The sequence below is a fragment of the Afipia sp. DC4300-2b1 genome (genome assembly GCF_049895725.1).
Taxonomy (GTDB): domain Bacteria; phylum Pseudomonadota; class Alphaproteobacteria; order Rhizobiales; family Xanthobacteraceae; genus Afipia; species Afipia broomeae.
Genome location: NZ_JAFCSX010000004.1, coordinates 199244 through 226122, shown reverse-complemented (window position 1 = coordinate 226122; position 26879 = coordinate 199244). Strand labels below are relative to the sequence as shown.

24 protein-coding genes are annotated in these 26879 nt (G+C 60.0%); 5 read left to right on the top strand and 19 right to left on the bottom strand.

Annotation, left to right across the window (positions count from 1 at the left end):
• Nucleotides 1–93: 93 nt before the first annotated feature.
• From ACP7AL_RS17615 to ACP7AL_RS17605, 3 genes are all read right to left on the bottom strand, one after another.
• On the bottom strand, nucleotides 94–1722 hold the full coding sequence (locus tag ACP7AL_RS17615) for an inorganic phosphate transporter (RefSeq protein WP_425993282.1): 1629 nt from the start codon (nucleotides 1720–1722) through the stop codon (nucleotides 94–96).
• Between the two features lie 200 nt (nucleotides 1723–1922).
• Nucleotides 1923–3311: a GumC family protein gene (locus ACP7AL_RS17610; RefSeq protein ID WP_425993281.1), complete on the bottom strand. Its 1389-nt coding sequence runs from the start codon at nucleotides 3309–3311 to the stop codon at nucleotides 1923–1925.
• 103 nt (nucleotides 3312–3414) lie between these two features.
• Nucleotides 3415–4188, bottom strand: coding sequence for a ferredoxin--NADP reductase (locus ACP7AL_RS17605; RefSeq protein WP_425993280.1), 774 nt, complete (start codon nucleotides 4186–4188; stop codon nucleotides 3415–3417).
• A 172-nt stretch (nucleotides 4189–4360) separates the two neighbouring features.
• Between ACP7AL_RS17605 and ACP7AL_RS17600 the strand changes: the two genes are divergently transcribed.
• Entirely contained in the window at nucleotides 4361–5560 is a 1200-nt protein-coding gene (locus ACP7AL_RS17600; RefSeq protein ID WP_425993279.1) for an amidohydrolase family protein, read from the top strand.
• 11 nt (nucleotides 5561–5571) lie between these two features.
• On the opposite strand, the gene ACP7AL_RS17595 is transcribed toward ACP7AL_RS17600, so the two are convergent.
• From ACP7AL_RS17595 to ACP7AL_RS17555, 9 genes are all read right to left on the bottom strand, one after another.
• On the bottom strand, nucleotides 5572–6054 hold the full coding sequence (locus ACP7AL_RS17595) for a MarR family winged helix-turn-helix transcriptional regulator (RefSeq protein WP_425993278.1): 483 nt from the start codon (nucleotides 6052–6054) through the stop codon (nucleotides 5572–5574).
• A 56-nt stretch (nucleotides 6055–6110) separates the two neighbouring features.
• Nucleotides 6111–6815: an ABC transporter ATP-binding protein gene (locus ACP7AL_RS17590; RefSeq protein ID WP_006019560.1), complete on the bottom strand. Its 705-nt coding sequence runs from the start codon at nucleotides 6813–6815 to the stop codon at nucleotides 6111–6113.
• Complete coding sequence (locus ACP7AL_RS17585) at nucleotides 6812–7603, bottom strand: ABC transporter ATP-binding protein (protein ID WP_425993277.1); 792 nt, start codon at nucleotides 7601–7603, stop codon at nucleotides 6812–6814. The genes ACP7AL_RS17590 and ACP7AL_RS17585 overlap by 4 nt, the downstream gene beginning before the upstream one ends.
• On the bottom strand, nucleotides 7600–9486 hold the full coding sequence (locus ACP7AL_RS17580; RefSeq protein WP_425993276.1) for an ABC transporter permease: 1887 nt from the start codon (nucleotides 9484–9486) through the stop codon (nucleotides 7600–7602). Before ACP7AL_RS17580 ends, ACP7AL_RS17585 begins: the two co-directional genes overlap by 4 nt.
• A 57-nt stretch (nucleotides 9487–9543) precedes the next feature.
• Entirely contained in the window at nucleotides 9544–10776 is a 1233-nt protein-coding gene (locus ACP7AL_RS17575; RefSeq protein WP_425993275.1) for an ABC transporter substrate-binding protein, read from the bottom strand.
• A 109-nt stretch (nucleotides 10777–10885) separates the two neighbouring features.
• Nucleotides 10886–11470 carry an amino acid synthesis family protein gene (locus ACP7AL_RS17570; protein ID WP_425993274.1) on the bottom strand — a complete coding sequence of 195 codons (585 nt, stop codon included), beginning with the start codon at nucleotides 11468–11470 and terminating at the stop codon, nucleotides 10886–10888.
• Complete coding sequence (locus tag ACP7AL_RS17565) at nucleotides 11467–12051, bottom strand: amino acid synthesis family protein (protein WP_425993273.1); 585 nt, start codon at nucleotides 12049–12051, stop codon at nucleotides 11467–11469. The genes ACP7AL_RS17570 and ACP7AL_RS17565 overlap by 4 nt, the downstream gene beginning before the upstream one ends.
• Nucleotides 12044–12964 carry a UPF0280 family protein gene (locus tag ACP7AL_RS17560; protein ID WP_425993272.1) on the bottom strand — a complete coding sequence of 307 codons (921 nt, stop codon included), beginning with the start codon at nucleotides 12962–12964 and terminating at the stop codon, nucleotides 12044–12046. Before ACP7AL_RS17560 ends, ACP7AL_RS17565 begins: the two co-directional genes overlap by 8 nt.
• On the bottom strand, nucleotides 12961–14427 hold the full coding sequence (locus ACP7AL_RS17555) for a 6-hydroxynicotinate reductase (protein ID WP_425993271.1): 1467 nt from the start codon (nucleotides 14425–14427) through the stop codon (nucleotides 12961–12963). The genes ACP7AL_RS17560 and ACP7AL_RS17555 overlap by 4 nt, the downstream gene beginning before the upstream one ends.
• A gap of 331 nt (nucleotides 14428–14758) precedes the next feature.
• Here ACP7AL_RS17555 and ACP7AL_RS17550 point away from each other — a divergent pair, with 331 nt between their 5' ends.
• The 4 genes from ACP7AL_RS17550 to ACP7AL_RS17535 all read left to right on the top strand — a co-directional run bounded on the left by ACP7AL_RS17550 (nucleotide 14759) and on the right by ACP7AL_RS17535 (nucleotide 20516).
• Nucleotides 14759–15247, top strand: coding sequence for a (2Fe-2S)-binding protein (locus ACP7AL_RS17550; protein ID WP_425993587.1), 489 nt, complete (start codon nucleotides 14759–14761; stop codon nucleotides 15245–15247).
• Entirely contained in the window at nucleotides 15247–18819 is a 3573-nt protein-coding gene (locus ACP7AL_RS17545; RefSeq protein ID WP_425993270.1) for a molybdopterin cofactor-binding domain-containing protein, read from the top strand. Before ACP7AL_RS17550 ends, ACP7AL_RS17545 begins: the two co-directional genes overlap by 1 nt.
• 51 nt (nucleotides 18820–18870) lie before the next feature.
• Nucleotides 18871–20175, top strand: coding sequence for a nicotinate phosphoribosyltransferase (gene pncB, locus ACP7AL_RS17540; RefSeq protein WP_425993269.1), 1305 nt, complete (start codon nucleotides 18871–18873; stop codon nucleotides 20173–20175).
• Nucleotides 20176–20276: 101 nt separating this feature from the next.
• On the top strand, nucleotides 20277–20516 hold the full coding sequence (locus ACP7AL_RS17535; RefSeq protein WP_425993268.1) for a DUF6489 family protein: 240 nt from the start codon (nucleotides 20277–20279) through the stop codon (nucleotides 20514–20516).
• A 20-nt stretch (nucleotides 20517–20536) separates the two neighbouring features.
• Here the strand turns inward: ACP7AL_RS17535 and ACP7AL_RS17530 are convergent, their stop codons facing one another.
• Genes ACP7AL_RS17530 through ACP7AL_RS17500 form a run of 7 tightly spaced genes read right to left on the bottom strand, consistent with a single transcriptional unit; the run spans nucleotide 20537 to nucleotide 26875 of the window.
• On the bottom strand, nucleotides 20537–21223 hold the full coding sequence (locus tag ACP7AL_RS17530; RefSeq protein ID WP_425993586.1) for a GntR family transcriptional regulator: 687 nt from the start codon (nucleotides 21221–21223) through the stop codon (nucleotides 20537–20539).
• Nucleotides 21224–21237: 14 nt separating this feature from the next.
• Complete coding sequence (hpxZ, locus tag ACP7AL_RS17525) at nucleotides 21238–21639, bottom strand: oxalurate catabolism protein HpxZ (RefSeq protein ID WP_192824454.1); 402 nt, start codon at nucleotides 21637–21639, stop codon at nucleotides 21238–21240.
• Between the two features lie 2 nt (nucleotides 21640–21641).
• Nucleotides 21642–23057: an AtzE family amidohydrolase gene (locus ACP7AL_RS17520; RefSeq protein ID WP_425993267.1), complete on the bottom strand. Its 1416-nt coding sequence runs from the start codon at nucleotides 23055–23057 to the stop codon at nucleotides 21642–21644.
• Nucleotides 23047–23229 (bottom strand): DUF4089 domain-containing protein, encoded by a 183-nt coding sequence (locus ACP7AL_RS17515; RefSeq protein ID WP_425993266.1) that lies wholly within the window; start codon nucleotides 23227–23229, stop codon nucleotides 23047–23049. The genes ACP7AL_RS17520 and ACP7AL_RS17515 overlap by 11 nt, the downstream gene beginning before the upstream one ends.
• A gap of 17 nt (nucleotides 23230–23246) precedes the next feature.
• Nucleotides 23247–24962 (bottom strand): dipeptide ABC transporter ATP-binding protein, encoded by a 1716-nt coding sequence (locus ACP7AL_RS17510; RefSeq protein WP_425993265.1) that lies wholly within the window; start codon nucleotides 24960–24962, stop codon nucleotides 23247–23249.
• A 3-nt stretch (nucleotides 24963–24965) separates the two neighbouring features.
• Entirely contained in the window at nucleotides 24966–25865 is a 900-nt protein-coding gene (locus ACP7AL_RS17505; RefSeq protein ID WP_006019543.1) for an ABC transporter permease, read from the bottom strand.
• Nucleotides 25862–26875, bottom strand: coding sequence for an ABC transporter permease (locus ACP7AL_RS17500; protein WP_006019542.1), 1014 nt, complete (start codon nucleotides 26873–26875; stop codon nucleotides 25862–25864). The genes ACP7AL_RS17505 and ACP7AL_RS17500 overlap by 4 nt, the downstream gene beginning before the upstream one ends.
• Nucleotides 26876–26879 lie beyond the last annotated feature (4 nt).

The window sequence follows — 26879 nt, the reverse complement described above, 5'->3', positions numbered from 1 at the left end:
GTCTCGCTCTTTTGGGCGGGTGCGTTGAAACAAAAAGAGCCCGCGCTCTTAGCGCGGGCCCTTCGTTGTCATTGCCGCTATAGCGGCAGTCGATCAGAACAGGTGCGAGAACAGCACGTAGAGGCCCGCGGAGAGGCAGATCGCTGCCGGCAAGGTCAGCACCCAGGCCATCAGCAGGTTGCGGATGGTGGCCATCTGCAATCCCGAGCCGTTGGCTGCCATGGTCCCGGCGACGCCGGACGACAGCACGTGGGTGGTCGAGACTGGAAGGCCGAAGATGTCAGCCGCACCGATCGTCCCTGCTGCCACGAGTTCAGCGGATGCACCCTGCGCGTAGGTCAGGTGTGTTTTTCCGATCTTCTCGCCGACGGTGATGACAATGCGCTTCCAGCCGATCATGGTGCCAAGGCCCAGCGCGATCGCGACCGCGATTTTCACCCAGGTCGGGATGAACTTCGTGGCACTGTCGAGCGAACCCTTGTAAGCGTTGAGCGTCGCGACCTCTTCCTTACTGAGGTCGTTTTCCTTGTCCTTCATCAGGAAGCGGATCGCCTCCGAAGTCAGGTACATGTCGTTGCGGGTGTTACCCACCGCTTCGGCAGGAACCTTGCTCAGCGTGCCATACTTCTGCACCTGATCCCCGACGTCCTTCACGAGAACCGCCAGCGACGGATAAGTGCCTTCGTTGATCTTGTGCAGCGAGACATACTGAGTCACTGCCGGACGGGGATCGCCGATGATGCTATGACCGGCGCCCTTGGCAGCGATCACCTTTGACGCGGCTTCTGACGTCTGCTGGAACTTGATGACCTGCGATTCCGGCAAGGCGCGGTTCAGCGCGTAGGCGGTCGGCACAGTGCCGATCAGGATCAGCATGATCAGGCCCATGCCCTTCTGACCGTCGTTTGATCCGTGCGCGAAGCTGACGCCGGTGCAGGTCGCGATCAGGATACCGCGAATCCACAGCGGCGGTGGCTTGTTGCCTTCCGGAGCAGCGTAAAGCGCCGGATTGCGAACAACGAACTTCAACACCAACAACAGAAGTGCCGCCATGCAGAAGCCGAACAACGGCGAGAGCAACAGCGCGTAGCCGATTTCCGTGGCCTTGGTCCAGTCAACGCCCGAGGTACCATCGCGTCCGCGCATGACCGCGTTGGCGATGCCGACGCCGATGATCGAGCCGATCAGCGTGTGGGAGCTGGAAGCCGGAAGACCGAAGTACCAGGTGCCGAGATTCCAGACGATAGCTGCGATCAAGAGCGCGAACACCATGGCGAAACCAGCGCTGCTTCCGACCTGAAGAATGAGTTCAACCGGCAGCAGCGAGACGATGCCGAAAGCAACCGCGCCGCTCGACAGCAACACGCCAAGAAAGTTGAAGAAGCCCGACCACATCACCGCAAATTCCGCCGGAAGCGAATGGGTGTAGATCACCGTCGCGACGGCGTTTGCGGTGTCGTGGAAGCCGTTGACGAATTCGAAGCCGAGCGCAATCAGCAGCGCAACAAACAGCAGGATGTAGGGAAGATAGGTCGTGACCTTGGTGCCGGTGGCATCGATATCGACGTAAATGCTGTAGGCTACGAATATTGCACCCGCGGCGAGGATGCCAAAAAACAGGATCATGGTCAGTGGGTTAAAACCTTTATCGAGATTGGGCCTTGAAGCCGGCTCGATGGTTTGCCCGTCGGCAATCCCGGAATTCAATGTAATGTCGCTCATCTCACACCCCTTATGAAACTCAGGGGTTCTTTTTGACCGTTTAACTTGAAGGTTGGATGACACCTTTCATATCGGCCCGACGACGCGCTTCGGTTTCAGATGAACTGTACCCCGCTGATATTCATGCGTTCCGCAGCTTTTGAAGCCTGCGGATAAAACGCCGGGACAAGATCTTGGAATTGTTCGGGAAACGCGGCGACCTAACGCAGTACTTCCGCTCTTTCTTTCTCATCCATCAGTTCAAGCAGCCAGGCCAGGCTGACACCCAGACCAAGACCGAGCAACAAGCTGATGAACAAGGTCCCGATGGGGAACGTTCGGCCGGTTTCCGGCGGGACCACTGCACGACTCAAGACCCGGGCACCCGGGTTGTCCGGCCGCTGTTGCTGAGATCGCGCGAGGACCGCTTGGTATGCAGCACGGTGTGCTTCGACGTCCCGCTCCAGTTCCTTGAGCCGCGCACTTGCTTCGCTGGTTTTGACGGAATTTTGCCTTGACGCTTCAAGGCGGTTCTTGAGTTGCGTCACCACTGCGCGGATACGTTCCAGATCGGCTGTAGCCGACTGAACGCCATCCTGAATCGCCTGTTCCAGCAGCCGTCTGGCTTCGGTCGCCCGCATCCTGGCGATCACGCGGTCGGGGTGACGCGGTCCGAGCGTTTCGGAAAGATCAATTTCCAGTTCCCGTGCGGCGGCGTAACGGCTTCTGAATGTCCCGATTGCTCCTCCCCAGACAGGGTCCGGAATTCCGCCGCCATCCAGGATTTTCCGGGCCCGCTGGAGTTGATTCAACGTCGAACGCAAACCGCCGGCTCTGGCCTCGGCAGTAGCGATCTGTTCGGATATCTCATTGGCTTGTTTCTCGGCGCTGGATTGACCACCATCCATCATCGCCAGGCTGTCGGTGCGATATTTCTCATATCGCTGTTCGGCTTCCCGCATGCGCGTCTGGAGTATTCCCAGCCTTTCGCCGAGAGGCGCCGCGGCCCCCGGTGCCGCGCCAGCGCCGGCGAGCCTCTGCTCCTCCACGTAGCTGTCCATCACCGCGTTGGCGACGCGCACCGACGTTTCTCTGTCGGGCGTGACGACATTGACGTTCACCGTGTCGGAGCCGTGATTGCCAACGATGCTGATCGCACGGTTCAGTTGCCGCAACGCCATGGCATGCGGCTCGGACGCCGGAACAAGCCCGACACCTGCAAGAAGCGTGAAGAGGAGCCCCTTCGACTTGCCGCCAAAAAGCGGATCGGTCCCGAGCTTTTCTCTTGCGATCACCTTGTCGAGGACACTGCGCGATGTCAGGGCGCTAATCTGGTTGTCGATGCCAACTGCCACTGTTTCCGAATTGGCGGGTTTGCCGGCATCGGCTGCCGCCTGGGCGGGCAGATCGAGCACAATCTGGCCGGATGCAACATGCTTGGGAGCCGACAACAATATCCAGACAAGGCTGAGCGCGACGCAGATAGCGGTGACCGCAGCAATAAATCGCACCCGGCGGCGCAATACCGCTGCAACACCTTCCACGTCCAGGGCAGTTGCCTGAATCCGGGACAGGTACGCATCGTGCCTGTCGTTGTCGGAAATCGCCATGCCAACGTCCCTACGCTACGCGTCCTGGGACCGGATAATCCGACAAATCGGCATCCGTGGCGAGGCCAATGCTCGTCTAAACGGCGAAAAATATGGCCATTTGCTAGCGTTCGACGAACGCCTTTTCGACGACAAACTCGCCTGGTTCGCCGTGGTTACCTTCGGTAAATCCCTTGTCGAGCAGCAGCGTCCGCGTGTCCTGAAGCAACGCCGGACTACCACAGATCATGACGCGGTCGTGTGCAGCCTCCAGCGGAGCGAGATCCGTATCGCCGAACAGCTTGCCCGACGTCATCAGGTCGGTGATACGGCCGCGATTGCGGAACGGATCGCGCGTCACTGTGGGATAGTAGATCAACTGGTTGCGGACCAGTTCGCCGATCAGGTCATCCTTCGGAAGGTGATCGTTGATCATCTCGCCATAGGCGAGTTCGGCGACATGCCGGCAGCCGTGCAGAAGCACCACCTTTTCGAAGCGGTCATAGGTTTCCGGGTCCTTGATCACGCTGAGGAACGGCGCGAGTCCGGTCCCGGTGCCGATCAGATAAAGATTCCGGCCGTTCTTCAGATTATCGATGACAAGAGTGCCGGTGGCCTTGCGCCCGACGATAATCTCGTCGCCTTCCTTCAAATGCTGAAGCCGCGAGGTTAGTGGACCGTCCGGGACCTTGATCGAGAAGAATTCAAGCCGGTCTTCGTAATTGGCGCTCGCGACGCTGTAGGCGCGCAGCAGCGGTTTCTCGCCGACCTTCAGGCCGATCATTGTAAATTCGCCGTTGCGGAAGCGGAATGACGGATCGCGCGTGGTCGTGAAACTGAACAGGGTGTCGGTCCAGTGATGAACGCTGAGGACGCTTTCCTGATTGAAATTGCTCATTTCGCTCGATCCGTGTGCAGGGCCAACGCGGGGCAAAATCAGAAACGCGGAGACAGATTGCCTCGCCAATTCATTTGTGTACCAATGAATAATCCAGCTTGATACGGCGGTCAACCCGCGCTCAAGTTGGAGCCGACCCGCTGAAAAGGCATTGCACGGAAAGGAAAAATCCATGGCCCACGATGCGCCCCAGGGCACCACCGGTCCGACCAAGCTGGTGATCCGGAATATCGGTCTGATCCTGAGCGGGGCTATGGAGCAGCCGATCCTGGATGCTGACACCATTGTCGCGGAAAACGGCAAGATCACCGCTATCGGGCGGGTCAAGGACATCGACGTCGAGGGCGCGACCACGGTCATCGACGCCAACGGAACGACGGTCACCCCCGGCCTGATCGACAGCCACGTCCACCCGGTCGCCGGCGACTGGACCCCGCGGCAGAACCAGATCGGGTGGATCGACAGCTTTCTGAATGGTGGCGTCACCACCATGATTTCGGCCGGCGAGGTTCACATGCCCGGCCGTCCGCGCGACGTAGTCGGCGTCAAGGCAATGGCGATTTTCGCTCAGCGTGCGTTCGACAATCTGCGCCCCGGCGGCGTCAAGGTTCATGCCGGTGCACCGGTGATCGAACCCGGGATGACAGAGGAGGATTTCAAGGAACTGGCGGCAGCCGGCGTCAGGCTGCTTGGCGAGGTAGGTCTTGGTGGCGTCAAGGATGGCCCGACCGCGCGCAAGATGGTGGCATGGGCACGCAAATACGGCATTCAAAGCACGATCCACACCGGTGGTCCGTCGATCCCCGGATCCGGCCTGATTGACGCGGACGTGGTGCTTGAAGCCGACACCGACGTCGTCGGCCACATCAACGGCGGCCACACCGCCCTGCCCGATGGACAGATCCGATGCATCTGCGAAGGCTGCAAGCGCGGCCTGGAGCTGGTTCACAACGGTAACGAACGCTCGGCGCTCTATACGCTGCGGATTGCCCGCGAGATGAAAGAGCTGAACCGCGTCATTCTCGGCACTGATGCGCCGGCAGGATCAGGCGTTCAGCCGCTCGGCATTCTGCGAATGGTATCGCTGCTGTCGTCACTCGGCGATGTTCCGGCGGAAATCGCGTTCTGCTTTGCCACCGGCAACACCGCGCGGATGCGCGCGCTCGACTGCGGCATGATTGACGTTGGGCGCGCCGCGGACTTCGTGATTATGGACAAGGCGCAGCATTCCGCTGGCAAGAACATTCTGGACAGCGTCCAGCTCGGCGATCTGCCCGGCATCGGCATGACGATCATTGACGGCATTGTCCGCACGCATCGCAGCCGCAACACACCGCCTGCAACAAAAGTGCCGGAGATCGTCGCGCACTAGTCAGCGGGACATCAGCGCAGCTTGTTCAGCAGCGTGACAAAGATTTCGCGCTCCTTGGCATCGAGCGGCGCGAGCGTTTCTTTCGAGATCGCCAGTGCGCTTGGAGCAGCTTTCTCCGCCATCGCCTGTCCCGCCCGCGTCAGGCTGACAAGAAGCCGGCGGCCATCCTGCGGGTCCGAGCTGGTTTCCGTTAGCCCCCGGGCGGTCAGCCGATCGATCACACCCTTGATGGTTGCAACGTCCATTGCGGTAAGGCGGCCGAGCTGGTTCTGCGAACATGGCCCGGTCTCGGTCAGCTTCGCCAACGCCGCCCATTGCGTCGGCGTAAGGTTGATGCCGATTTCCCTTGCGAAGATCGCCGCGTGACGCTGCCAGACCTGACGCAACACGAAGCCGATCTGGTCCTCAAGCACATAGGGCTGCTTTTTCGGACTTCTCCTTGGAGGAGCACCCTTGGTCGGCGCGGCGATCTTGTTCTGAGCGGCCTTGGCCATTCCCATTCCCCTAATATCTTGCCTTCATCTGGTGGACCTCGTGACCGCTGCGATCGTCACACCGCCAGATGGGCGTCGCGAATGTCGGGACGCGCCTCAAGCTCGCTCATGGTGCCGCTGAAACAGATGCGGCCGCGCTCGATGATATAGGCCCGGTCCGATATCAGATTCGCAAAGTGAAGATTCTGCTCAGACACAACGATGCTGACGCCTTCCTTCTTCATCGCCAGAATGGCACCCACCATCTGCTCGACAATTTTTGGCGACAGTCCTTCCGAGGGTTCGTCGAGCAAGACCAGAGAGGGATTGCCCATCAAGGTCCTGGCGATGGTCAGCATCTGCTGCTCTCCACCGCTCATGCGCCCGCCCATGCGGCCGCGCATTTCGCCGAGATTCGGAAACAGGGTGAACAGCTTCTCGCGTGTCCACTGCGGAGCGTTTTGGCGCGGCGGCTGACGGCCGACTTCGAGATTCTCTTCCACCGTGAGATCGGTAAAGATGCGCCGCTCCTCCGGCACGTAACCGAGCCCACCGCGCACAATGGCATGGGTCGGCTGAGCGGAAACGTCCTTCCCCTCGAATATGATCTGGCCTTCCCGCTGTTCGACCAGGCCCACGATCGATCGGAACGTGGTCGACTTGCCCGCCCCGTTACGGCCGAGAAGCGCAACGACTTCTCCATCACCGACCTCAAGTGCGACATCGAACAGGATGTGAGCCGGACCATAGTAGCTGTTGAGTCCCTGAACCGAGAGCTTCATGCCGGGGCTCCGTCGCGGTGACGCGCATCATAAACCAGTCCTTCGCCGAGATAGATCGCGCGGACCTGAGGATTTCGCCGAACCTCCTCGGGTGTTCCTTCAGCGATCAGCGTGCCGCGATTGAGCACGAGGATACGATCGGCATGCTCGAACACCACGTCCATGTCGTGTTCGGTGAACAGAACACCGATGGATTTCTCCCGGGCAATGCGCGCGGTCAGGCGCATCAGTTCGACGCGCTCGCGCGGCGCCATGCCCGCCGTCGGCTCATCCATCAAAAGAAGTTTTGGCTGATTTGCCAGCGCTATCGCAAGTTCGAGTCGCTTGAGATCGCCATAGGCAAGCTCGCCGCATGGACGCTCGGCATAACCGCTCATGCCGACAAGATCGAGCAGCCGGTTCGCTTCGTCCCGCTCGAATCCTGGTGTCGAGCGCCACATGTTGAAAAGCTGCGCGTTATAGGAAATCAATGGAACCTGCACGTTCTCGCGCACAGTCATTGTCGGAAACGTCGCAGTGATCTGGAATGTGCGGCCGACGCCGAGCCGCCAGATCGCGCGCGGTTTCTTTCCGGCGGTGTCTTTGCCCAGCAGATTGATACTGCCGCTGTCCGGGACATTCTGGCCATTGAGCATGTCAAAACATGTGCTCTTGCCGGCGCCGTTTGGACCGATCAGCGCAAGAATTTCACCGGCCACCAGGGAGAACGATACGCCGCGCACGGCGTGGACGCCGCCATAGGATTTGGTCAAGCCTTCGACTGAAAGAAGTGTGGGTGCGCCACTCATTCCGCGCTCTCGATCCGTGACGCCAGCATGGCAGGTTTCGATGTATCCGGATGACGCCGGGTGCGAATTGTTTCCAGCATGCCGACGATGCCTTTCGGAAACGCGACCACGATCAGCACGATAACCGCGCCGAGCACCAGCTTGGACCAATCCGTCTGACTGACCAGCCAGATGTTCAGTGCCTTGAAGACAATCGCACCGACAACAGCGCCGGATACCGTCTCGACACCGCCCAGCAGCACCATCACCAGAGCATCGACGGACAGCGAGATGCCCAGGCTATCGGGGAATACACTGCCCTTCAGATACGCAAACAGCGCCCCGGCCACACCCGCAACCGTGCCCGCGATCACGAATGCGGTCCATTGAATCCGCTTGCCGTCGATGCCGATCGCTTCGCTTCGCAATGCAGAATCTCGTGTCGCGCGCAACGCGTAGCCGAACGGCGAGAACACAATAACGCGAAGCAGCAGCACCGCGATCGTCGCGATACCGAGCGATAGCCAGTAAAAATGAGCCGGCCCCGCTGCCCACGCGTCGGGCCATACGCCAAGAATGCCGTTATCGCCACCTGTCACGCCGACCCACTGGAATGCGATCGACCAGACGATCTGGGCGAAAGCCAGCGTCAGCATGGCGAAGTAGACGCCTGATAGCTGAACAGCGAAAAATCCGAAAATGGCCGCGCCGACCAAACCAAGCAGCGGCCCCAGCAACAGGCACGCAATCATCGGCAGGCCCGCAGCCTTGGCGAAGAATGCGACTCCATAGGCGCCGAGACCGAAATAAGCTGCATGCCCGAATGATGCGAGCCCGCCGACCGACATCAGGAAGTGCAGGCTGGCCGCGAAGATTACGAAGATCGCGATCTCCGCACCGACAGTAAGCGCGTAATTGCCGCCGAACAGCGGTAGCGTCGACGCCACGATCACGACAGCAAGCATCGCGAAGCGCTCGTTGATGGTCAGGGGCCGCCATGGACGAACGGTCAGTCCTGGCGTCTTCCGAGCGACCGCCTCCGGCTTTCCGAACAGCCCCCACGGGCGAACGATCAGCACGGCGGCCATGACGAGGAATACAAGAATGATCGAGATTTTCGGAAATATCAGAATGCCGAATGCGTTGAGTTCGGAGACCAGCACGGCAGCGACGAATGCGCCGGTGATGCTGCCTAGACCGCCAATCACGACCACAACAAAGACGTCGACGATGATGCGAAGGTCCATCGCGTGATGAACGGCGTCGCGCGGAATTTGCAGCGCGCCACCGAGCGCGGCGAGAAACACGCCGACCGCGAACACACTGGTGAAAAGCCACTTCTGATTGACGCCCAGCGCCGCGACCATATCCCGGTCCTGCGTCGCCGCGCGAACCAGTACGCCCCAACGGGTGCGGCGGAACAGCAGCCACAGCGCTCCGAGCACCGCAGGGCCAAGCACGATCAGAAAAAGATCATAGGACGGAATATTCTGGCCGAAAAAATCGACCGCGCCGCGAAATCCTGGAGCGCGCCGGCCGACCAGATCGTCCGGTCCCCAGATCAAGACGACGAGATCTTCAACCATAAGCGTCAGGCCGAAGGTGGCCAAGAGCTGAAACAGTTCCGGCGACTTATAGATCCGCCGCAGCAACACCATTTCGACCAGCACGCCCAGAACAGCAACAATAAGCGCCGCAGCGACAATGCCGCCCCAGAAGCCAAGCGCGCCGGACAGGCGCTCTGTCAGCGTGAACGCGACGTAAGCGCCCAGCATGTAGAACGCGCCGTGCGCAAAATTCACAATCCGGGTAACGCCAAAGATAATCGACAAACCCGAGGCAACCAGAAACAGCGACGCCGCGCTCGCGAGACCGGTCAGGAACTGAACAAAGTAGAAGCTCATATGCGATCCACGGCTTGAGAATGCCGCGGGCGCATGGCGCGCCCGCGGTCGTCAAACTCAGTCTTTCGGACGCAGTTTCTCGACTTCCGCATCGCTTGGGAGGAAGTCCTCACCCTTGCGATAGGCGGACTCGAACATCACGCCCTTGCCGTCCTTGAGCGCGGTCCTGCCCACGAATGCGCCGAGCGTCGATTGATGATCGATCTTGCGGAACGTGATCTGCCCGAACGGTGACGGCATCGACAGGCCTTCCGCCGCGGCAATCATCTTTTCCGGATCGGTGGAATTGGCCTTCTTGAGAATTTCGGCCGCCGCCTTGATGGTCTGATATCCGACGATGGAGCCCAGCCGCGGATAATCGTTGAACTTGCCTTGATAGGCATTCAGGAACGCATCGTGCTCGGGTGTCTTGATGCTGTACCAGGGATAGCCGGTGACGATCCAGCCCGACGGTGTTTCTTCCTTCAGGGGATCGAGATACTCTGGCTCGCCGGTGAGGAAGCTCACCACCGCACGATCCTTGAACAGGCCTCGTGTGTTACCTTCGCGCACGAACTTCACCAGATCCGCGCCGAAGGTCACATTGAGGATGGCTTCCGGATTGGAATTCGCAAGCGCCTGCACGATCGGGCCTGCATCGATCTTGCCCTGCGGCGGCCATTGCTCATCCACCCACTGGATGTCGGGCCGCTTCTCGGACAGCAGCTTCTTGAAAACCGCGACCGCCGACTGGCCATACTCGTAGTTCGGTGCGATGGTCGCCCAGCGTTTGGCGGGCAGCTTCGCTGCTTCTTCCACCAGCATCGCAGCTTGCATGTAGTTCGACGGGCGCAGGCGGAATGTGTAGCGATTGCCCTTCGACCAGGTAATCGCGTCGGTCAGGGGCTCCGCCGCGAGGAAGAACACTTTTTTCTGTTTTGCGAAGTCGCTCACCGCGAGACCGATGTTCGACAGGAACGTGCCGGTCAGCATGACCACGTTCTCGTTCGATACCAATTCATTCGCCGCGGTCTGCGCGTCGGCAGGCTTGCCGCTGTCGTCCTTGGATACAACAACCAGCTTCTTGCCGTTGATGCCGCCTGCGGCGTTGATCTCTTCGACCGCCAGTTGCCATCCTTTGCGATATGGCTCGGTGAATGCCGGCAACAGCGAATAGCTGTTGATCTCACCAATCTTGATTTCGCCACTCTGCGCTGTGGCAGTTGTCGCCAGGGCCGCGCCAGCCAAACTAAAACCCGCGGCAAGCGCAAGCCCGGATAGACTGCCGAAAAGATGTTTCCTTCGTTGCATCCCAACCTCCATTTGTATCGGGAGACCCACGTCCCCGTTCAATTCCCGTCCGTTCCTTATCCCGGTGGAGCGGTTCAGCTCTTCTTTCGCATCAAGCGCAAACGGATCGCTAGCGCAGTCCGTCCTCGCCTTCGATCTCGTCAACTGTCAGACCGCCGACGCGCGGGAGTGGCCGCCCGCTGTCAGTCACGGCAACCGCCACCATGATTTCGTTCGCGCGCGGTGCGTCATTGATCTGCACTTCCATTCCGTCGAAATGACTCCGCACGAATGCCGCATCCTTGTGGCCCAGCGGAATGTCGAGCACGGTTCCCAATCCGCCGCGCTTTTTTGAAGACGGGATCAGCGCCGCCCCCTTGCTCAGCACCTTGCGCACCGGCGCACCCATTTTCGGATGCAGGATTGCTGCCGCGTGCTCGAGTTCGCCGTTCTCACCGACCGCCGCCGCCTTCCCATAACTCTGCGCCTTGCTGCCTTCGATGCCGAGCGCCGCAATCGCCTTCGAAGCAAGCAGTTCACCGAGTTCCTCGCCAATTGCGATCAACGGCGACAGATCGTCGACGAACCTGCCGGCAAACGGATTCTCGATCACAGCGATGGCCGCCGCGCGCCGGGTCGGCGGTGAAACATTCCGCCCGCCCTCCATGAGCGTCTCCTCGACGACCATTACGATCTTGCGAATGACCGCACTCATCGCAATCCATCCTCCCCCTTGATCTCGCCGGCCTTCAGGCCGCCAACCCGGGCGTGAATCCGCGAACCCGTGGTCATGACTAGCGCGAGAAGCAACTCGTCAGCACGTGGCGCGTCAGGGATACCGACTTCCATGGCATCGAAATGTGACCGTACATACGACGCGTTGATATGCGTCACCGGAACATCCAGCCGCGCGCCCGGTCCGCCGACCTTCTTGGCGGACGGCACAATGGCTTTGGCCTCGCCGAGAATTTCGCGCATCGCGTAGCCGCCGGGCACATGCCACAACGCCCCATGCTCGAGTTCACCGGACGCGCCGATCACTGCGCCTTTGCCATAACCCTGTATTGCTCCCGGATCGCCACCAAGAGCCTTCAGCAGCGCGCCCGCCATGGCCACCCCGAGCGGCTTCAGATCGTCCATGAATCCCGCAATATCCTCGACGTAACGTCCGGCGAATGGATTGCGGATCGCGCACAGGATCGCGCCACGGCGCAGCGGCTGCGCTGCCGGCTTTCCACCTTCGTGAAAAATCTCCTCAATCAAGGTGACGCGTTTCCGGATCACGATTTCAGACATGCGACAGACTTTCGGTCCCGATTTTGGCGACGACGTGCGGCAGGGGCCGCAGCATAACACTATCGATGCTCTTCAACGCGACAACGCGGGTTTCGCCTTGCAGATGCAATGCTGCGCCGTCGATCAAGCCGGACCTAAGAAGCAAACGCGCCACGTCAGCCCCTGAATCAAGCGCGATTTTGATGTCGCTCAACGGCAATTCGCGGACCTCGCGCGTTACCAGGCGTGCGCCAAGATCGTTATCTGGTTGAATTTCGTTTGCCGGGCGGCGAACTACTGAAGGATGATCCGGCAAATCGACCGCATTGGCGATAATGGTCGCCGCGGCATCAGCCTGCGCGGCGGTTCGCGCCAGAACCGTCACTGCGTCAGCCATCCCGAGCGAAAAGCTGCGGCCAAGCCATCCGCTGGTTGCGATGCCGCGGGTGGGATCGTTCGATTCGACCACAGTCTTTCCAATCGGCTCAGGCCTGTCGGGACGATCGACCAGGCCCACGGTAAAACACTCACCATCGGCAAGATGCAGGGCGATATCACCACCGTTGTTCACGTAGGCACGCCTGAGATCGGCCGCCCGCACCATCGTGCCGAGAATTTCTTCGGCAACGGCACCGGCGACGGCCGCCATCGGTGTGATGAAATGATTTGCGGCAAATGGAGCGACCGCATCATGCATCCGGCGGGCGACAGCCCCCTGCAGAACACAGACGGCAGGCCGCGCCGGTTTGCGCAGTTCCGGCAATTCGACGCAGAGTTCATCGAGTAGACCGGTGAAACGCTCCACGGCAGCAGCGTATGCCGCACGAACATTCGCTGCAGATCCACGCGCCTCCACAATCAGATCGATCGGACCGTCATGCAGGTGAATCCGCCTGCCGTCCGCGAGCCATCCGATTTGCGGGAGGCGTTTCATTTGCGCGATCTCGGCTCGGAAAGTTGTTTCGGCAACTGACGGATTTCTGTGTTGTTCTTCAATGACGCCAATGGACGCACGTGATCCATGTGCCCGCCCATCGCTGCATAGTCCGATAGCCGCAAGGTAAACTCGATTGGCGCGACCAGCGCCGGCGTCGGCACATAGCCAAAGGCTCCTTCCGGCACCTGCGTCACGTCGACCATGAAGGTGATACCGCCACCCGGCCATACATAAACCGGCGCACCACCGCAGGTCACCGACGTCAAAGCATCCTTGACCGAACGTGTGAGCCGCACCGGGTTATCGGTGACGCCAGCTCGAAGCGATCCGCCTGCCCCACCCATAAACAGTACGGTGCACAGCGCGGGCTCGCAATTCTCCTGAATGCGTTCGACGGATTTCCTAAGATCGGCCGGCATTTCCTTTTCGACCGGCTTCAGCGCCTCATCGAGCTCGAAATACGCGGCATGTTCGCCGGTCGTACTCACCATCATCATCCGCAGACCGGGCCGCGCTGTTTTGGGATCGAACGGACCAAGCACAGACAACGGATCGGAGATATTCGTGCCACCCCAGCCAATGCCAGGTTCGGCGACCTGAAAATATCGGCCAGGTGTTGAGCGCCGACCCTTCAGCTTGATGCCGGTGTCCGGAATATCGAGCAGCTTGCCTGCCTGATGTTCGGAGAGAACACCGGTGATATGATCGTCCACCACCACGACTTCATCTATCTTGCCATGCCATTGCTTGGCGAACATACCGATGGTCGCCGAACCGCAGCCGACACGCATCCGCTCTTCAAGCACGCCGTTGACGATGGGCGGATGACCGGCCTGCACAACGACTGTCACTCCGCCGTCGACCGTCATTTCAACAGGCTTACCGTTGGACAGATCCATCAGCGCGTCGCACGTGACACGGCCCTCCTTCTTGGAGCCGCCTGTCAGGTGGTGAACGCCGCCGAGCGACAACATCTGCGAGCCATATTCGCCGGTGGTGACATGACCCACCGCTTCACCCTGCACGCGTACAGTCGCGGTTTCAGGACCGAGATAGCGGTCGGTGTCGATCTTCACCTTGACGCCGCAATAGCTGAAGATGCCCTCGGTCACCACTGTGACCATATCGACACCGTCGACCTCGGAAGAAACGATAAATGGCGCTGGCTTGTAATCTGGATAGGTCGTGCCGGCGCCGATAGCGGTCACGAAGACGCTTGGCTCGTGAACAATCTTGCCATCCCAATCACCACCGGCCTGAAACGGAACGAGCCGCCCGCCATGGGAGACCGTACGCTCCAGCACGACATGCGGGTCGACACGGACAAGTTCGCCATTGTTGTTGGCGTAGCGGTCACAAGCGCCCGCAGCGCCCGGCTTGATGTAACACATCACCGGACATGCATCGCAGCGGATCTTGTCCGAGCTGACGGCAGTGGCGACATTTGTTTCAGTCAGCATGACCAAACTCGAGTCCGAGCCAAACTGAACTGACGAGCGGCACCGATGCCGCGAGGATAAAATTCCGTCCGTCCACATCCGGCATTTTGTTCGTACACGAACGATGTTGCGCGCAGACCCGAAACCTGTCAAGCGCCGCCGCGCGCGAAATTCTGGACTGCCGAATAAAAACTCAATTGCCTACCGTTCGTGTTCACAAATCGTGCAATGCATCATGCCGCAGGGAGTGCGGCGTTTCCGTTCCATCGCTTGGCTTGCACGTTTGTATACAAACGGTATCGTCGGGCAACGCGTTGCTGGTGTTTGCAGCGCAGCAGAGCGGGCCGCGACGATGAGCACAACGCAAACAACGATCCGCCTGACCGTCAACGGCAGAATTCATGATGTCGATGCCGCGCCGGACACCGCCCTGCTCTACGTGCTGCGCAACGATCTCGAATTGAATGGGCCGAAGTTCGGCTGCGGACTTGGGGAATGCGGCGCGTGCACAGTCATCATCGACGGTGTGGCGGCGCGTTCATGCGTCATTCCAATCAGCGGCTGCGTGCACCGAGACGTTATCACGCTCGAAGGTCTTGGATCGCGCGATCACCTTGATCCGGTACAACAGGCGTTCATCGAGGAGCAGGCCGCGCAATGCGGCTACTGCCTCAACGGCATGATCATGACGACTAAGGCGCTGCTGATGCAGAATCCACATCCTTCCGAATCTGAAGTGCTCAGTACATTGCAGTACAACCTTTGCCGTTGCGGTGCGCACGTCGAAATCCTGCGCGCGGTGATGCGCGCTGCCGGCCACGTCGCTGAGGGACACAAGTAATGGCGGTCGATTCGGAGATGGACCGCCAGCCCCTGCTTTCGGGAACGCTGTTCGTTGTTCGCCCGGCTTTTTCGGGTGCGGATGAACCGGCTTTCGAGACTTTTATCAAGATCGCGGCGAACGGGACTGTTACGGCCTTCAACGGTCACGTCGATCTCGGAACCGGCATCCGGACTGCCCTTGGTCAAATCGTCGCGGAAGAACTCGACGTCTCTTTTGCGCGCGTGGTCGTTGTGCTGGGCGATACCTCGGTTGTGCCCAATCAGGGCGCCACCATCGCCAGCGAAACCATCCAGATCACGGCCGTCCCGCTGCGCAAAGCGGCCGCGCAGGCACGCCATTTTCTGATGGCGCGGGCTGCGGAGAAACTCGATCTTCCGGTCAGCGATTTGTCGATAGAGGACGGCTTGGTTCGCGGTCACGACAACCGCAGTGTCAGCTACGGTGAACTCATCGCGGACGAAAGCATCCGGCTTGAACTCGCCGACGATGTCCCGGTCAAGCCGGTGGATGCCTACAGGATTGTCGGACAATCGACGCGGCGAGTAGACCTTCCGGCCAAGGCAACCGGTGAACTGGTCTATGTGCATGACGTGCGCGTGCCGGGAATGCTGCATGGCCGTGTGGTCCGCCCGCCCTATGCCGGGGTCGATGCCGGAAACTTTGTCGGCACCAGCCTCATCGCCGTCGATGAATCGTCAGTCCGCGATATCCCCGGCATGGTCTCGGTGGTGCAGATCGGTGATTTCGTCGGGGTCGTTGCCGAGCGCGAAGAAAATGCGATCAAGGCGGCAGCCCAGCTCAAGGTCACCTGGAAGCCGACACCAACGCTGCCCGATCTTCAGGACATTGAAACCGCGCTCCGTGCCAATCCCGGCACGCCGCGCACGTTGATCGATAAAGGCGACGTCGATGCCGCCATTGCATCCGCTGACAAACCTATCAAACGAACCTATGTCTGGCCGTACCAGATGCACGGGTCGATCGGGCCGTCCTGCTCGGTCGCAGACGTACAGGACGGCATGGTGCGGGTGTGGTCCGGCACGCAAAATCCTCACATTCTCCGGTCCGATCTCGCATTGCTCCTGTCGCTGCCCGAATCGCAGATCGACGTGATCCGGATGGAAGCTGCGGGTTGTTATGGCCGCAACTGCGCAGATGACGTGTCCGCTGACGCCGTCCTGCTGTCGCGAGCCGTGGGCCGCCCGGTGCGCGTGCAACTGACACGCGAGCAGGAGCATGCCTGGGAGCCGAAGGGCACCGCGCAACTGATGGACGTCAACGGCGGCCTGCGTGCGGACGGCAGCGTTGCGGCTTACGACTTCACCACGCGTTATCCATCGAACGGCGCGCCGACGCTGGCGCTGTTGCTGACCGGGACAATTCCTCCGGTGCCCGCTGTCTTTGAGATGGGCGACAGGACCGCAATCCCGCCCTACGATTACGATGCCATCCGCGTTGTCGCGCACGACATGCCGCCAATCGTGCGCGCATCATGGTTTCGCGGCGTATCGGCATTGCCGAATACTTTCGCGCATGAATCCTACATTGATGAACTGGCCACCGAAGCCGGTGTCGATCCGATCGAATACCGGCTGCGCTATCTGAAGGACCCGCGCGCAGTCGATCTGGTTCATGCCGTTGCGGAACGCGCCGACTGGACTCCCCGCCCGATCTGGAAAGAACCGGAAGCCGAAGGCGACGTGGTCCGCGGACGCGGCTTTGCCTATGCTCTTTACGTCCACAGCAAGTTCCCTGGATATGGCGCGGCATGGTCGGCCTGGGTCGCCGATGTCGCGGTCAACAAATCAACCGGCGACGTGAGTGTGACGCGCGTGGTTGCGGGGCAGGATTCCGGGCTGATGATCAATCCGGACGGTGTGCGCCACCAAATCCACGGCAACGTTATTCAGTCCACCAGCCGCGCGCTAATGGAGGAGGTCTCGTTTGACCGGACCACGGTGGCGAGCCGGGAATGGGGCGCCTATCCGATCATCAAGTTCCCGGACGTCCCGAAAATCGACGTGCTGATGCTGCCGCGTCAAGACCAGCCCCCTCTTGGTGTCGGTGAGTCGGCCTCCGTCCCCAGTGCAGCAGCCATTGCCAACGCCATCTTCGACGCAACCGGCGTTCGGTTTCGCGAACCGCCGTTCACTCCCGATCGCATCCTCGCCGGATTGCGCGGTCAAGGGCCTGCACAACCAAGTGCTTTGCCTGAACCCTGGCTGAAGCAGCAAGAACGGCCGACGCGACGTCAAAGAGACCCGTTTCTCAAACGCCGCACCGTATTTGCAGGTGCCCTCGCAGCATGCACCGCTGTTGTCGGCGTCGCCGCTACGGTGCTGCCGTGGCGTTCAATCGCACCAATTGCACGGCCGGACGCATCGACCTATTCGGTGGCGACCATCGCTCGGGGACAGCGGCTCGCCGCACTCGGCAATTGCGCGGTATGCCACACCGAGGCCAACGGCGTCGTCAATGCCGGGGGGCGCGCGCTCGAGACGCCATTCGGCGTCATCTACAGCACCAACATCACCCCCGATCCCGAAACCGGAATCGGCGCATGGTCTTATCCAGCCTTCGAACGGTCGATGCGCGAAGGCATCCATCGCGATGGCCGGCAGCTCTATCCCGCGTTTCCCTACAATCACTTTGCCAAAACGACTTATGCCGATTTGCAAGCGCTCTACGCCTATCTGATGGCGCAGACGCCGGTGCGCGCGACCAACCGGGAAAACGCGCTGACGTTCCCCTTTAACCTCCGCCCTCTGCTGGCGGGCTGGAATGCACTGTTTCACAAGCCAGTCGTCTTCGAGCCCGACCCGAAGCAATCGCCGGTCTGGAATCGCGGAGCCTATCTGGTCGAAAGCCTGGGTCATTGCGGCGCCTGCCATACCCCGCGCAATGCATTGGGCGCAGAGAGAACCACCAAGACCTATCTGGCCGGTGGAATGGCGGAAGGCTGGGAAGCGCCGCCACTCACCGGCCTGTCGCATGCGCCGATCCCCTGGAGCGAGGACGAGCTCTTTGCCTATTTGCGAACAGGGATATCCCGTTTCCACGGCGTTGCTGCCGGGCCGATGGCGCCGATCGTCAGGGATCTTGCATCCGTGCCCGACAGCGATATCCGCGCCATGGCGGTCTATCTTGCCTCCTTTAACGACACGGCGCTCACCCCGTCGGCTCAGGAAGCATTGGCAGCACGGCTGGAAGCGTCGACAGGCGTGAAATCAGCTTCCGCATCGTCAGCCGGCGCGCGCATCTATGACGGCGCCTGCGCCGTGTGCCATCAAGTGGGTGGTCCCGTGCTGTTCGGCAGCAAACCCTCACTGGCGCTGAACAGCAACGTTCACAGTGCCTCCCCCGACAATCTCGTTCAGGTTATTCTGCACGGCATCGAACAGCCGGTCTCCAGCGATCTCGGCTACATGCCCGCATTCAAAAACAGTCTTAATGACCAGCAGATCATGGAGCTCGTCTCATACCTGAGACAGCAGTTCGCCCCCGATAAGGCGCCGTGGGCCGACGTGGCCGCGGCGATAGGCCGGGCACGCCGTGCAGGCAGGCCATAAAATAGCCCCCGGTGACTGGCTGCCCGCAAGGGAGCCGGATATGATCCCCGCATGGCTATTACAGATATCGCTTCACGAACCTACAATCACGGCTGGCGGCTGGATCCGATCGTCCGCAGCCTGCTCGACACCGATTTCTACAAGCTCCTGATGCTTCAGATGATCCGGGAATTCTATCCGGACGAGCATGTGACGTTTTCGGTGATCAACCGCACCCATCACGTCCGCCTTGGCGAGGTGATCGACGAGGGAGAACTTCGCGCGCAGTTGGATCATGCCCGTACAGTACGCTTCGCCAAGAAAGAACTGATCTGGCTCGCGGGTAACACCTTCTACGGCAAGACCCAGATGTTCTCGCCGGATTTCATCAACTGGCTCGCGACCTTCCAGCTTCCGGAATACGAGCTCCGTACAGTCGACGGCCAATACGAACTGCATTTCCACGGCCCGTGGACCCACACCACGATGTGGGAAATTCCCGCTCTTGCGATCATCAATGAACTGCGGTCGCGGCAAGCGATGAAGGGCCAGGGGCGCTTCGTTCTCGACGTGCTCTATGCACGCGCCAAGGCGAAACTCTGGTCCAAGGTCGAGCGGCTGCGCAAACTGGAAGGCTTGCGGCTCTCGGATTTCGGAACGCGGCGGCGGCACGGCTTTCTCTGGCAGCGCTGGTGTGTGGAAGCCGTCAAGGAAGGATTGGGGCCGGCGTTCACCGGCACATCGAATGTATTGCTCGCGATGGACAATGACCTCGAAGCTATCGGCACGAACGCACATGAACTACCGATGGTAGCGGCTGCCCTGGCGAAGGACGACGCCGAACTTCGCTGGGCGCCCTACCTCATCCTCGATCAATGGCGCCACACCTACGACGGAAACCTTCTTATCGCCTTGCCCGATGCGTTCGGCACAAAAGCATTTCTGCGCGACGCTCCGGATTGGGTGGCGGACTGGACCGGCTTTCGGCCCGACAGTGCCCCGCCGATTGCTGCGGGCGAAGAGATCATCAAATGGTGGAAGGAGAAGGGCCGCGATCCGAAAGAAAAACTTCTGATCTTCTCCGACGGGATGGATGTCGGATCGATTGAGGAAACGCATCGATATTTTGCCGGGCGCGTCAGAACGAGCTTCGGCTGGGGCACAAACCTCACCAACGACTTCGTAGGATGCGCGCCGGACGGGACTGCCGATCTCGATCCGATTTCGCTGGTTTGCAAGGTGACTGCCGTCAACGGTCGGCCAGCCGTCAAGCTTTCTGACAATCCTGAAAAGGCGACCGGCAATCCTTCCGAGATTGCACGCTATTTACTCGTGTTCGGCAACGCAGGCCGCATCCGAAGCGCGGTTCACGTGTAGCTGCGCGCTTCGCGGCCAATTTCCATTTGAGATTCATCGCGTATACGTTACGCACAAGGCCACGATCCTATGACACGTGGTCACCTGTTGAGGGCGAACTCATGAAAATAACGGTCAACATTGACTGCACACCGCAGGAAGCCCGCGAGTTCCTTGGACTTCCGAACATTCAGCCGATGCAGGAAAAAGCCATGAAACAGATCGAGGAAAGGCTTCTTGCCGGTGTTGCCAGCATGTCGCCCGACGCGATCCTGCGCAACTGGATGTCGTTCAACCCCGAACAGGTCGGCGATATGTTCAAGATGTTCGGCGGACTGGCCGGCGGCGGGACCAAAAAGTAGAACGTACCGAGATCCGCACTCTACAGCGACACCGCGTAAACTTCGTATTCCTCGCGAACAGTTTCAATGTGATCGCGCATGGCGTTCGCAGCTCCCGTCCTGTCGCCGCGCATGATGGCCACAACGACCCTGTCGTGCTCCACGTAGGATTTCGCAAGACGGCCGAGATTACGGAACTGCGCTCGCCTGAACGGCTGCACACGAACCCGTGTCGCTAAAGCCATTTCAGCGACATACCCATTCTGGGAGCCGGCATAGATTGCGTTATGGAATGCCTCGTTGGCTTCATGAAATAACTGCGGATTGCCATCATAACTCAAGAGCCGCAGCCGCTCATGGAGCACTTCCAGCTCGTTCCGCTGAACAATTGGCATCCGTTCTGCGGCAAGGCCAGCACATAAAGCTTCAAGTTCAGCCATCGCCTCGAACATGCTGTTGAGCTGCTCGATGGTCGGTCTCGCCACCACCGCGCCGCGGTGGGCGCGCGAATTTACCAGGCCGCTAGCCACCAACTGCCGAAGCGCTTCACGAACCGGCGTGCGCGAAACATTGAAACGCCTCGCAATCTCGGATTCGTCAAGCGACGATCCCGGCTCCAGTGCCCCGCGTACAATATCGTCGGCCAATTGCAACCGCAGTTCTTCCGCGAGCGTGCGCTTGCCTGTAGCCGCAGTTCCGCGTGCTGCCCGTGCTTCACCTGCCGACATTTCCGGTTCAATGATCATGGCTTTTCATTCGGTGTGTCGATCAGGCTTACATGGGCAGCCACGATCCGCCAGCCGTCCGCGAAACGCACCCATGTCTGCATCTGCCGCCCCACTCTGCCAGGCGCAGATGTCCGACTGAATAGCGTGGAAGCGACCGCAGTATCGCGGCCATAGGCGGTGATGACTGTTTTCGACAGCTCTCGCATCAGACCTGCCGGATTGCGCGCCGCACGAAATGCGGCGATTGCCTCATAGCCGTAGAGGTTTTCGCCAATGCCGTAGCGAATGGTATTCGGGTCCTTGCGGAATAGCGCGTCGAGCGTTGCAACATCGTTGGACGTCAGGGCTTTCTCGTAGCGCGCGAAGGCCTCTGTCACTTCGGCAACGACGTCCGGCAAGTTGACCTCGATTGCCATTCTCAAAATTCCTTTGGCCGTGGCGCACGGACCACCCCGGCCTGTTCGAGGGCATATGATACGCGCAGGACCACATCCTCTCGCCAGGGCGCAGCAATGATCTGGACACCGATCGGCATCGGGTTGAGTGGGACCGGCACGGCGGCGACCGGGAGCCCGATGAACGAAATTGGCTGGGTGTGAATTCCAATGTTAGGCCGAACCAGCATCTCGACTCCATCCAGAACGAAAGTCGTTTGACCAAGCTTTGGCGCAACACACGGCGTCGATGGCGCCAAAATCACATCGACCATCTCGAACAATTCCATGACTTTTGTCCGGTACCAACGGCGAAATTTCTGCGCGCGATCCACGTATGCTGACGGAATCATTGCCCCCGCGAAAAGCCTGTCCCGGACCGCTGGATCGAAATCGCTCGGCCGGCTCCGCAACCGGTCGAGATGCAGTGACGCTCCTTCGCTTGTGGTGATCACGAAGGCCGCAGCGCGAGCCCGCGCGGCTTCCGGAAGTTCAACCTCCCGCGTCACCGACAATGCGTTTGCGACGCGAGCCACGGCTTCCCGCGCTTCGGGTGAAAGAGAGCTCCTGAAGTAACCTCCCGCGACAGCGATCCGCAAGTTACCAATGCCCTGCCCTAGCAACTGGGTCAAAGGCTCGGTCGGACGATCCACGCACGCCGCATCGTCAGCATCGGGTCCTTGCATTGCATCGTAAGCGATCGCCAGATCCTTGGTCGTTCGCGCAAATGGTCCGAGATGATCAAAACTTGCCACAAACGGAAACGACCGGGCGCGCGACAATCTGCCGTAAGTCGGCTTCAAGCCGAATATCCCGCAAAATGATGACGGCACACGGATCGATCCATTGGTGTCTGAGCCGAGCGCCAACGGGACGAGGCCACCGCCCACCGCGCTGCCTGAACCACCGGATGAACCTCCAGACATCCGCGTGATATCATGCGGATTGCGCGAAGGACCGTCGTGAACATTCTCGCCAGTGAAGTCGTAGGCATATTCGCCCATGTTGAGCGCGCCAACCAGAACCGCGCCCGCGGCCTCCAGACGTTCAATCAGAGTCGCATCGCGGCTTGAAACAGTACGGTCGCGATTGATCTTCGATCCGGCACGGGTCGGCAGGCCTTCGATGTCAAAGAGATTCTTCACCGCAAACGGCACACCCGCAAGCGGGCCAGCTTCACCGCCGGCAGCAATTGTCGCGTCGACCCTACTCGCTGTCTCCCGTGCGCGGGCGGCAACGAGATCGGTGAATGAATTCAGCCTGGAGTCGTGCGCCGCAATCCGCCTCAGGGCTCCATTGGTTACATCGATGGCGGACACCCGGCCAGACGAAACCGCATCGGCAATCTCCGATGCCGATGACCAGTCCATTTCGACGGGTAAGACGGCATCAGGCTTCATAGACGCTCGCCGGCTCGATTTCGTCAGGCAGCGGAAACTCCTGAATCATGCGCGCCATCTTCAGCGAGACGTCCAGATTGGCGCGAACAGCAGGCTTCCAGACCGGCTCAATGGGCAGGCCAAGGACTGCCGCGGCGGCATCGATGTAAGTTTCAAGCGGATCAGATGACATGTCTGTCTCGGCAACCTTCAATGCACGGGAAGCGGTGGATGTGGAATCGCCGATAACAACTCGCGTGTATAGGCATCCTGGGGTGCGCCAAGCACTGTCTCGGTTTGTCCTTGCTCGACGATGCGCCCGCTGCGCATCACGATGACCCGATCACACAGGAGCCGCACCACATTCAGATCATGTGAGACGAACAGGTAACTCATACCCATCGACTGCTTGAGATCCTGCAAAAGATTCAAGACCACCGCCTGCACCGACACGTCGAGCGCGGCGGTGGGTTCATCGAGTATGATCAGGTCGGGCTTCAACGCAATCGCGCGGGCGATGCCGACACGCGCCTTCTGACCTCCAGACATCTGATGCGGAAAGCGATCGAGCAGCGATAGCGGCAAACCGACCTGACACGCCAATTCCTCGCAGCGGGCACGCAACGCAGCGCCCCCCTTGATGTCACCCAGTTGGATGATCGGATCGGCAATGGCCCGCGCTGCCGTGAACCGCGGATTGAGACTGTCGGTGGGATCCTGAAACACCATCTGGATGCGCTTGCGCAGCGGCAATCGCGCAAAGGCATTGGGCGCAATCGCGCTGATGTCTTCGCCGCCAAACACGATCCGCCCCGAGGTCTGGTCGAGCAGGCGCATGACCATCATGGATGTGGTGGATTTCCCGCAACCGGATTCACCGACGAGGCCGACGCTTTCCCCGCGATTGACCGAGAAACTGATGCCATCAACGGCCCGAAACTGTTCCGGCTCGACTGGCGGCTTACGGCCGAACAGCGAAGACAGGGTTTTTGACACACCCTGACGTGGATATTCCTTGACGAGTTTGTCGACGACCAGAAGCGGAGCCGCATCCACTTGCGCCGACTCGATTCCTTCCCGTGGAACGGGCAACGCAGCCCTGTCCTCATCGGACAGCAAATCCCGCAGCGAAACGCCGAGTCTCGGGGTCGCCCGCATCAGCTTGCGCGTATAGGGATGCTCGGGTTTGGCAAAAATATCCTTTGAAAGCGCGGTCTCGACGACGTTTCCTTTTTCCATCACCATGACGCGGTCGCAATAAGCCGCCGCAAGCCCGAGATCGTGTGTGATGAGGATGGTGGACATTCCGCGGCTTTTGGTCAATTCCACGATCAGGTCCATCACCGCCTTTTGGGTGGTAACATCAAGACCAGTGGTCGGCTCGTCCGCGATCAGAAGCTGGGGATTGCATGCCAATGCGAGAGCAATGACGACGCGTTGGCACATGCCGCCGGACAACTCAAATGGATAGGCATGGTAGCGTTCGCGCGGGCGTGCGATTTTCACCTGTTCCAGTGCTTCAATTGCCTTTTCGCCACGGTCATTGGATGTCGCCTGAACGTGCTGGCGCAGCACATCCTCGATCTGGTCGCCGACCTTTCGGATCGGATTGAGCGCGGCTCGCGGATTCTGGAAAATCATCGACATCTCGCGCCCGCGCAAATCGCGCATCTCGGTCTCGGACGCATTCTTGACGTCGATCCCGGAAAACATGATGGAACCGTCGGCAATCTTGCCGGCGCGGTCGAGAATCCGCATCACCGCATAAGACGTCACCGATTTTCCGGAGCCGGATTCCCCGACAATGCCCAGCGTCTCGCCCTTGGCGACACTGACATTGACCTTCTGAATGGCGCGAACGATGCCGCGCCGGGTCGCAAACTCGACCGTGAGGTCATTGACGTCGAGCAACGGCATCGCGGTCATCCGTTATGTCCTCCGCTGCGGATCGACGATGTCGCGCAGTCCGTCGCCGAGCAGATTGAAGCAGAACACCGCGATCATCAGCGCGAGACCGGGAAAGAATGCGATCCACCATTCCCCCGAGACCATGAAAGTCGCGCCTTCAGCAACCATGATCCCCCACTCCGCCGTCGGCGGACGCACACCAAGCCCGATAAAGGAGAGGCCCGCGGCGTTGAGGATCGCGTATCCCATAGTCAGCGACATCTGGACGATCATGATCGGCATGATGTTGGGCAAAATGTGCCCGAGCAGGATTCGATACTCGCCATTGCCGGACAATCTGGCCGCTTGCACGAAACCCGCATCACGGCGGACGTTAGCTTCGGCACGCGCCACGCGCACGTAGAGCGGGAAGTTCACGATCGCCGTGGCAATAATGATATTCTGCACTGTGTTTCCGAGTGCAGCGACGATGCCCATCGCAAGCACGAATAGCGGAAATGCCATTATGGTGTCGGCGATACGTCCCACAATGCGATCGGTCCATCCACCGAAATAGCCTGCAGCAATTCCCGCAATGCCGCCCATGAAGAACACAAGCACAACTGAAGCGGCTGCGATGAAGAAGTCGAGCCGGGTCGCAACAATCACCCGGCTCAGGATGTCACGCCCGAGCTGGTCGGTGCCGAACCAGTGTGCCGCCGAGGGCGGTTTCAACGCCTGGGCAGTATTACTGGCCAGCGGATCGTAAGGCACGATCGAGGGACCGAACACCGCCGCAAAAACAATCAGAACAAGAAGTCCGAAGGCGAACGCCGTGACGAGGTTCTCACCCAGGATATATCGTGCGTGCTGGAGCGTGGCCTTAAAGCCGGAGGCCTGGGTGGTTGATGCGATTTCGGCAACGGGTGCGACAGTGCTCATCCTTCCAACCTCACGCGCGGATCGATGACGCCATAAAGAATGTCGATGACCAGGTTAAGCAGCACATACATGACTGCCATCGTCAGAACAAAGCCCTGTACCGGCGCGAAATCAGACGAGATCAACGCCTCAACCGCGTAGGAGCCGATTCCGGGCCACGCGAAAACTTTCTCCACCAGCACGTTGGCGCCGAGGAGGAATGAGAAGACCATGCTCAGCGTGGTAATCACCGGCAGCATCGCGTTGCGAAACGCGTAAGTGACGATGACCTTGGACGGAGATAATCCGCTTGCCCGCGCGGTTCGGACAAAGTCCGACGCCAGAACGGCCAGCATCGAGGCGCGGGTCATGCGTGCAATCGGCGCGAGTGAGAAGATCGCGAGCGTAGCCGCGGGCAGGATCAACTGACTCAGCGCCGAACGAAACGTCTCAAAGTTTCGTGCGAGCAAGCTGTCTATCAGGTAAAATCCGGTAACCGCAGGCGGCGCGCTGGCAAATACATCCAAACGGCCGAGTGGCGCCGGTGACCAGCCAAGCTTGAAATAGAACACATAGACAAGCACCAGACCCGTGAAAAACACCGGCAGCGATACGCCGGCAGTTGTCAGAACGCGGCAGAGATGATCGATCCATGAGCCCGGCCGCGTCGCAGCCAAAATACCCAGCGGAATCGCAATCGACACGGCAATCAGCAACCCGGTCAGGGTCAATTCTGCTGACGCGGGCAGCCGATTGCGGATTTCCGTTGCGACCGGCTGGCCGGTGGTGAGCGAATTCCCGAAGTCGCCTTTCGACAAATCCACAGTGTAGCGCACAAACTGCTCGATCAGCGGCTTGTCGAGACCGAGTTTCTTGCGAATTTGCTCAATGGCCTCCTTGGTCGCCGCAGGTCCTGCGAAATAAGCCGCCGGATCTCCCGGCAACGCGCGGGTCAGAAGAAACGTGACAATCACGACCCCGATCAAACTCGGGATCGCAAACGCCAGCCTTTTTCCGATCATTCCGAGCATGGAA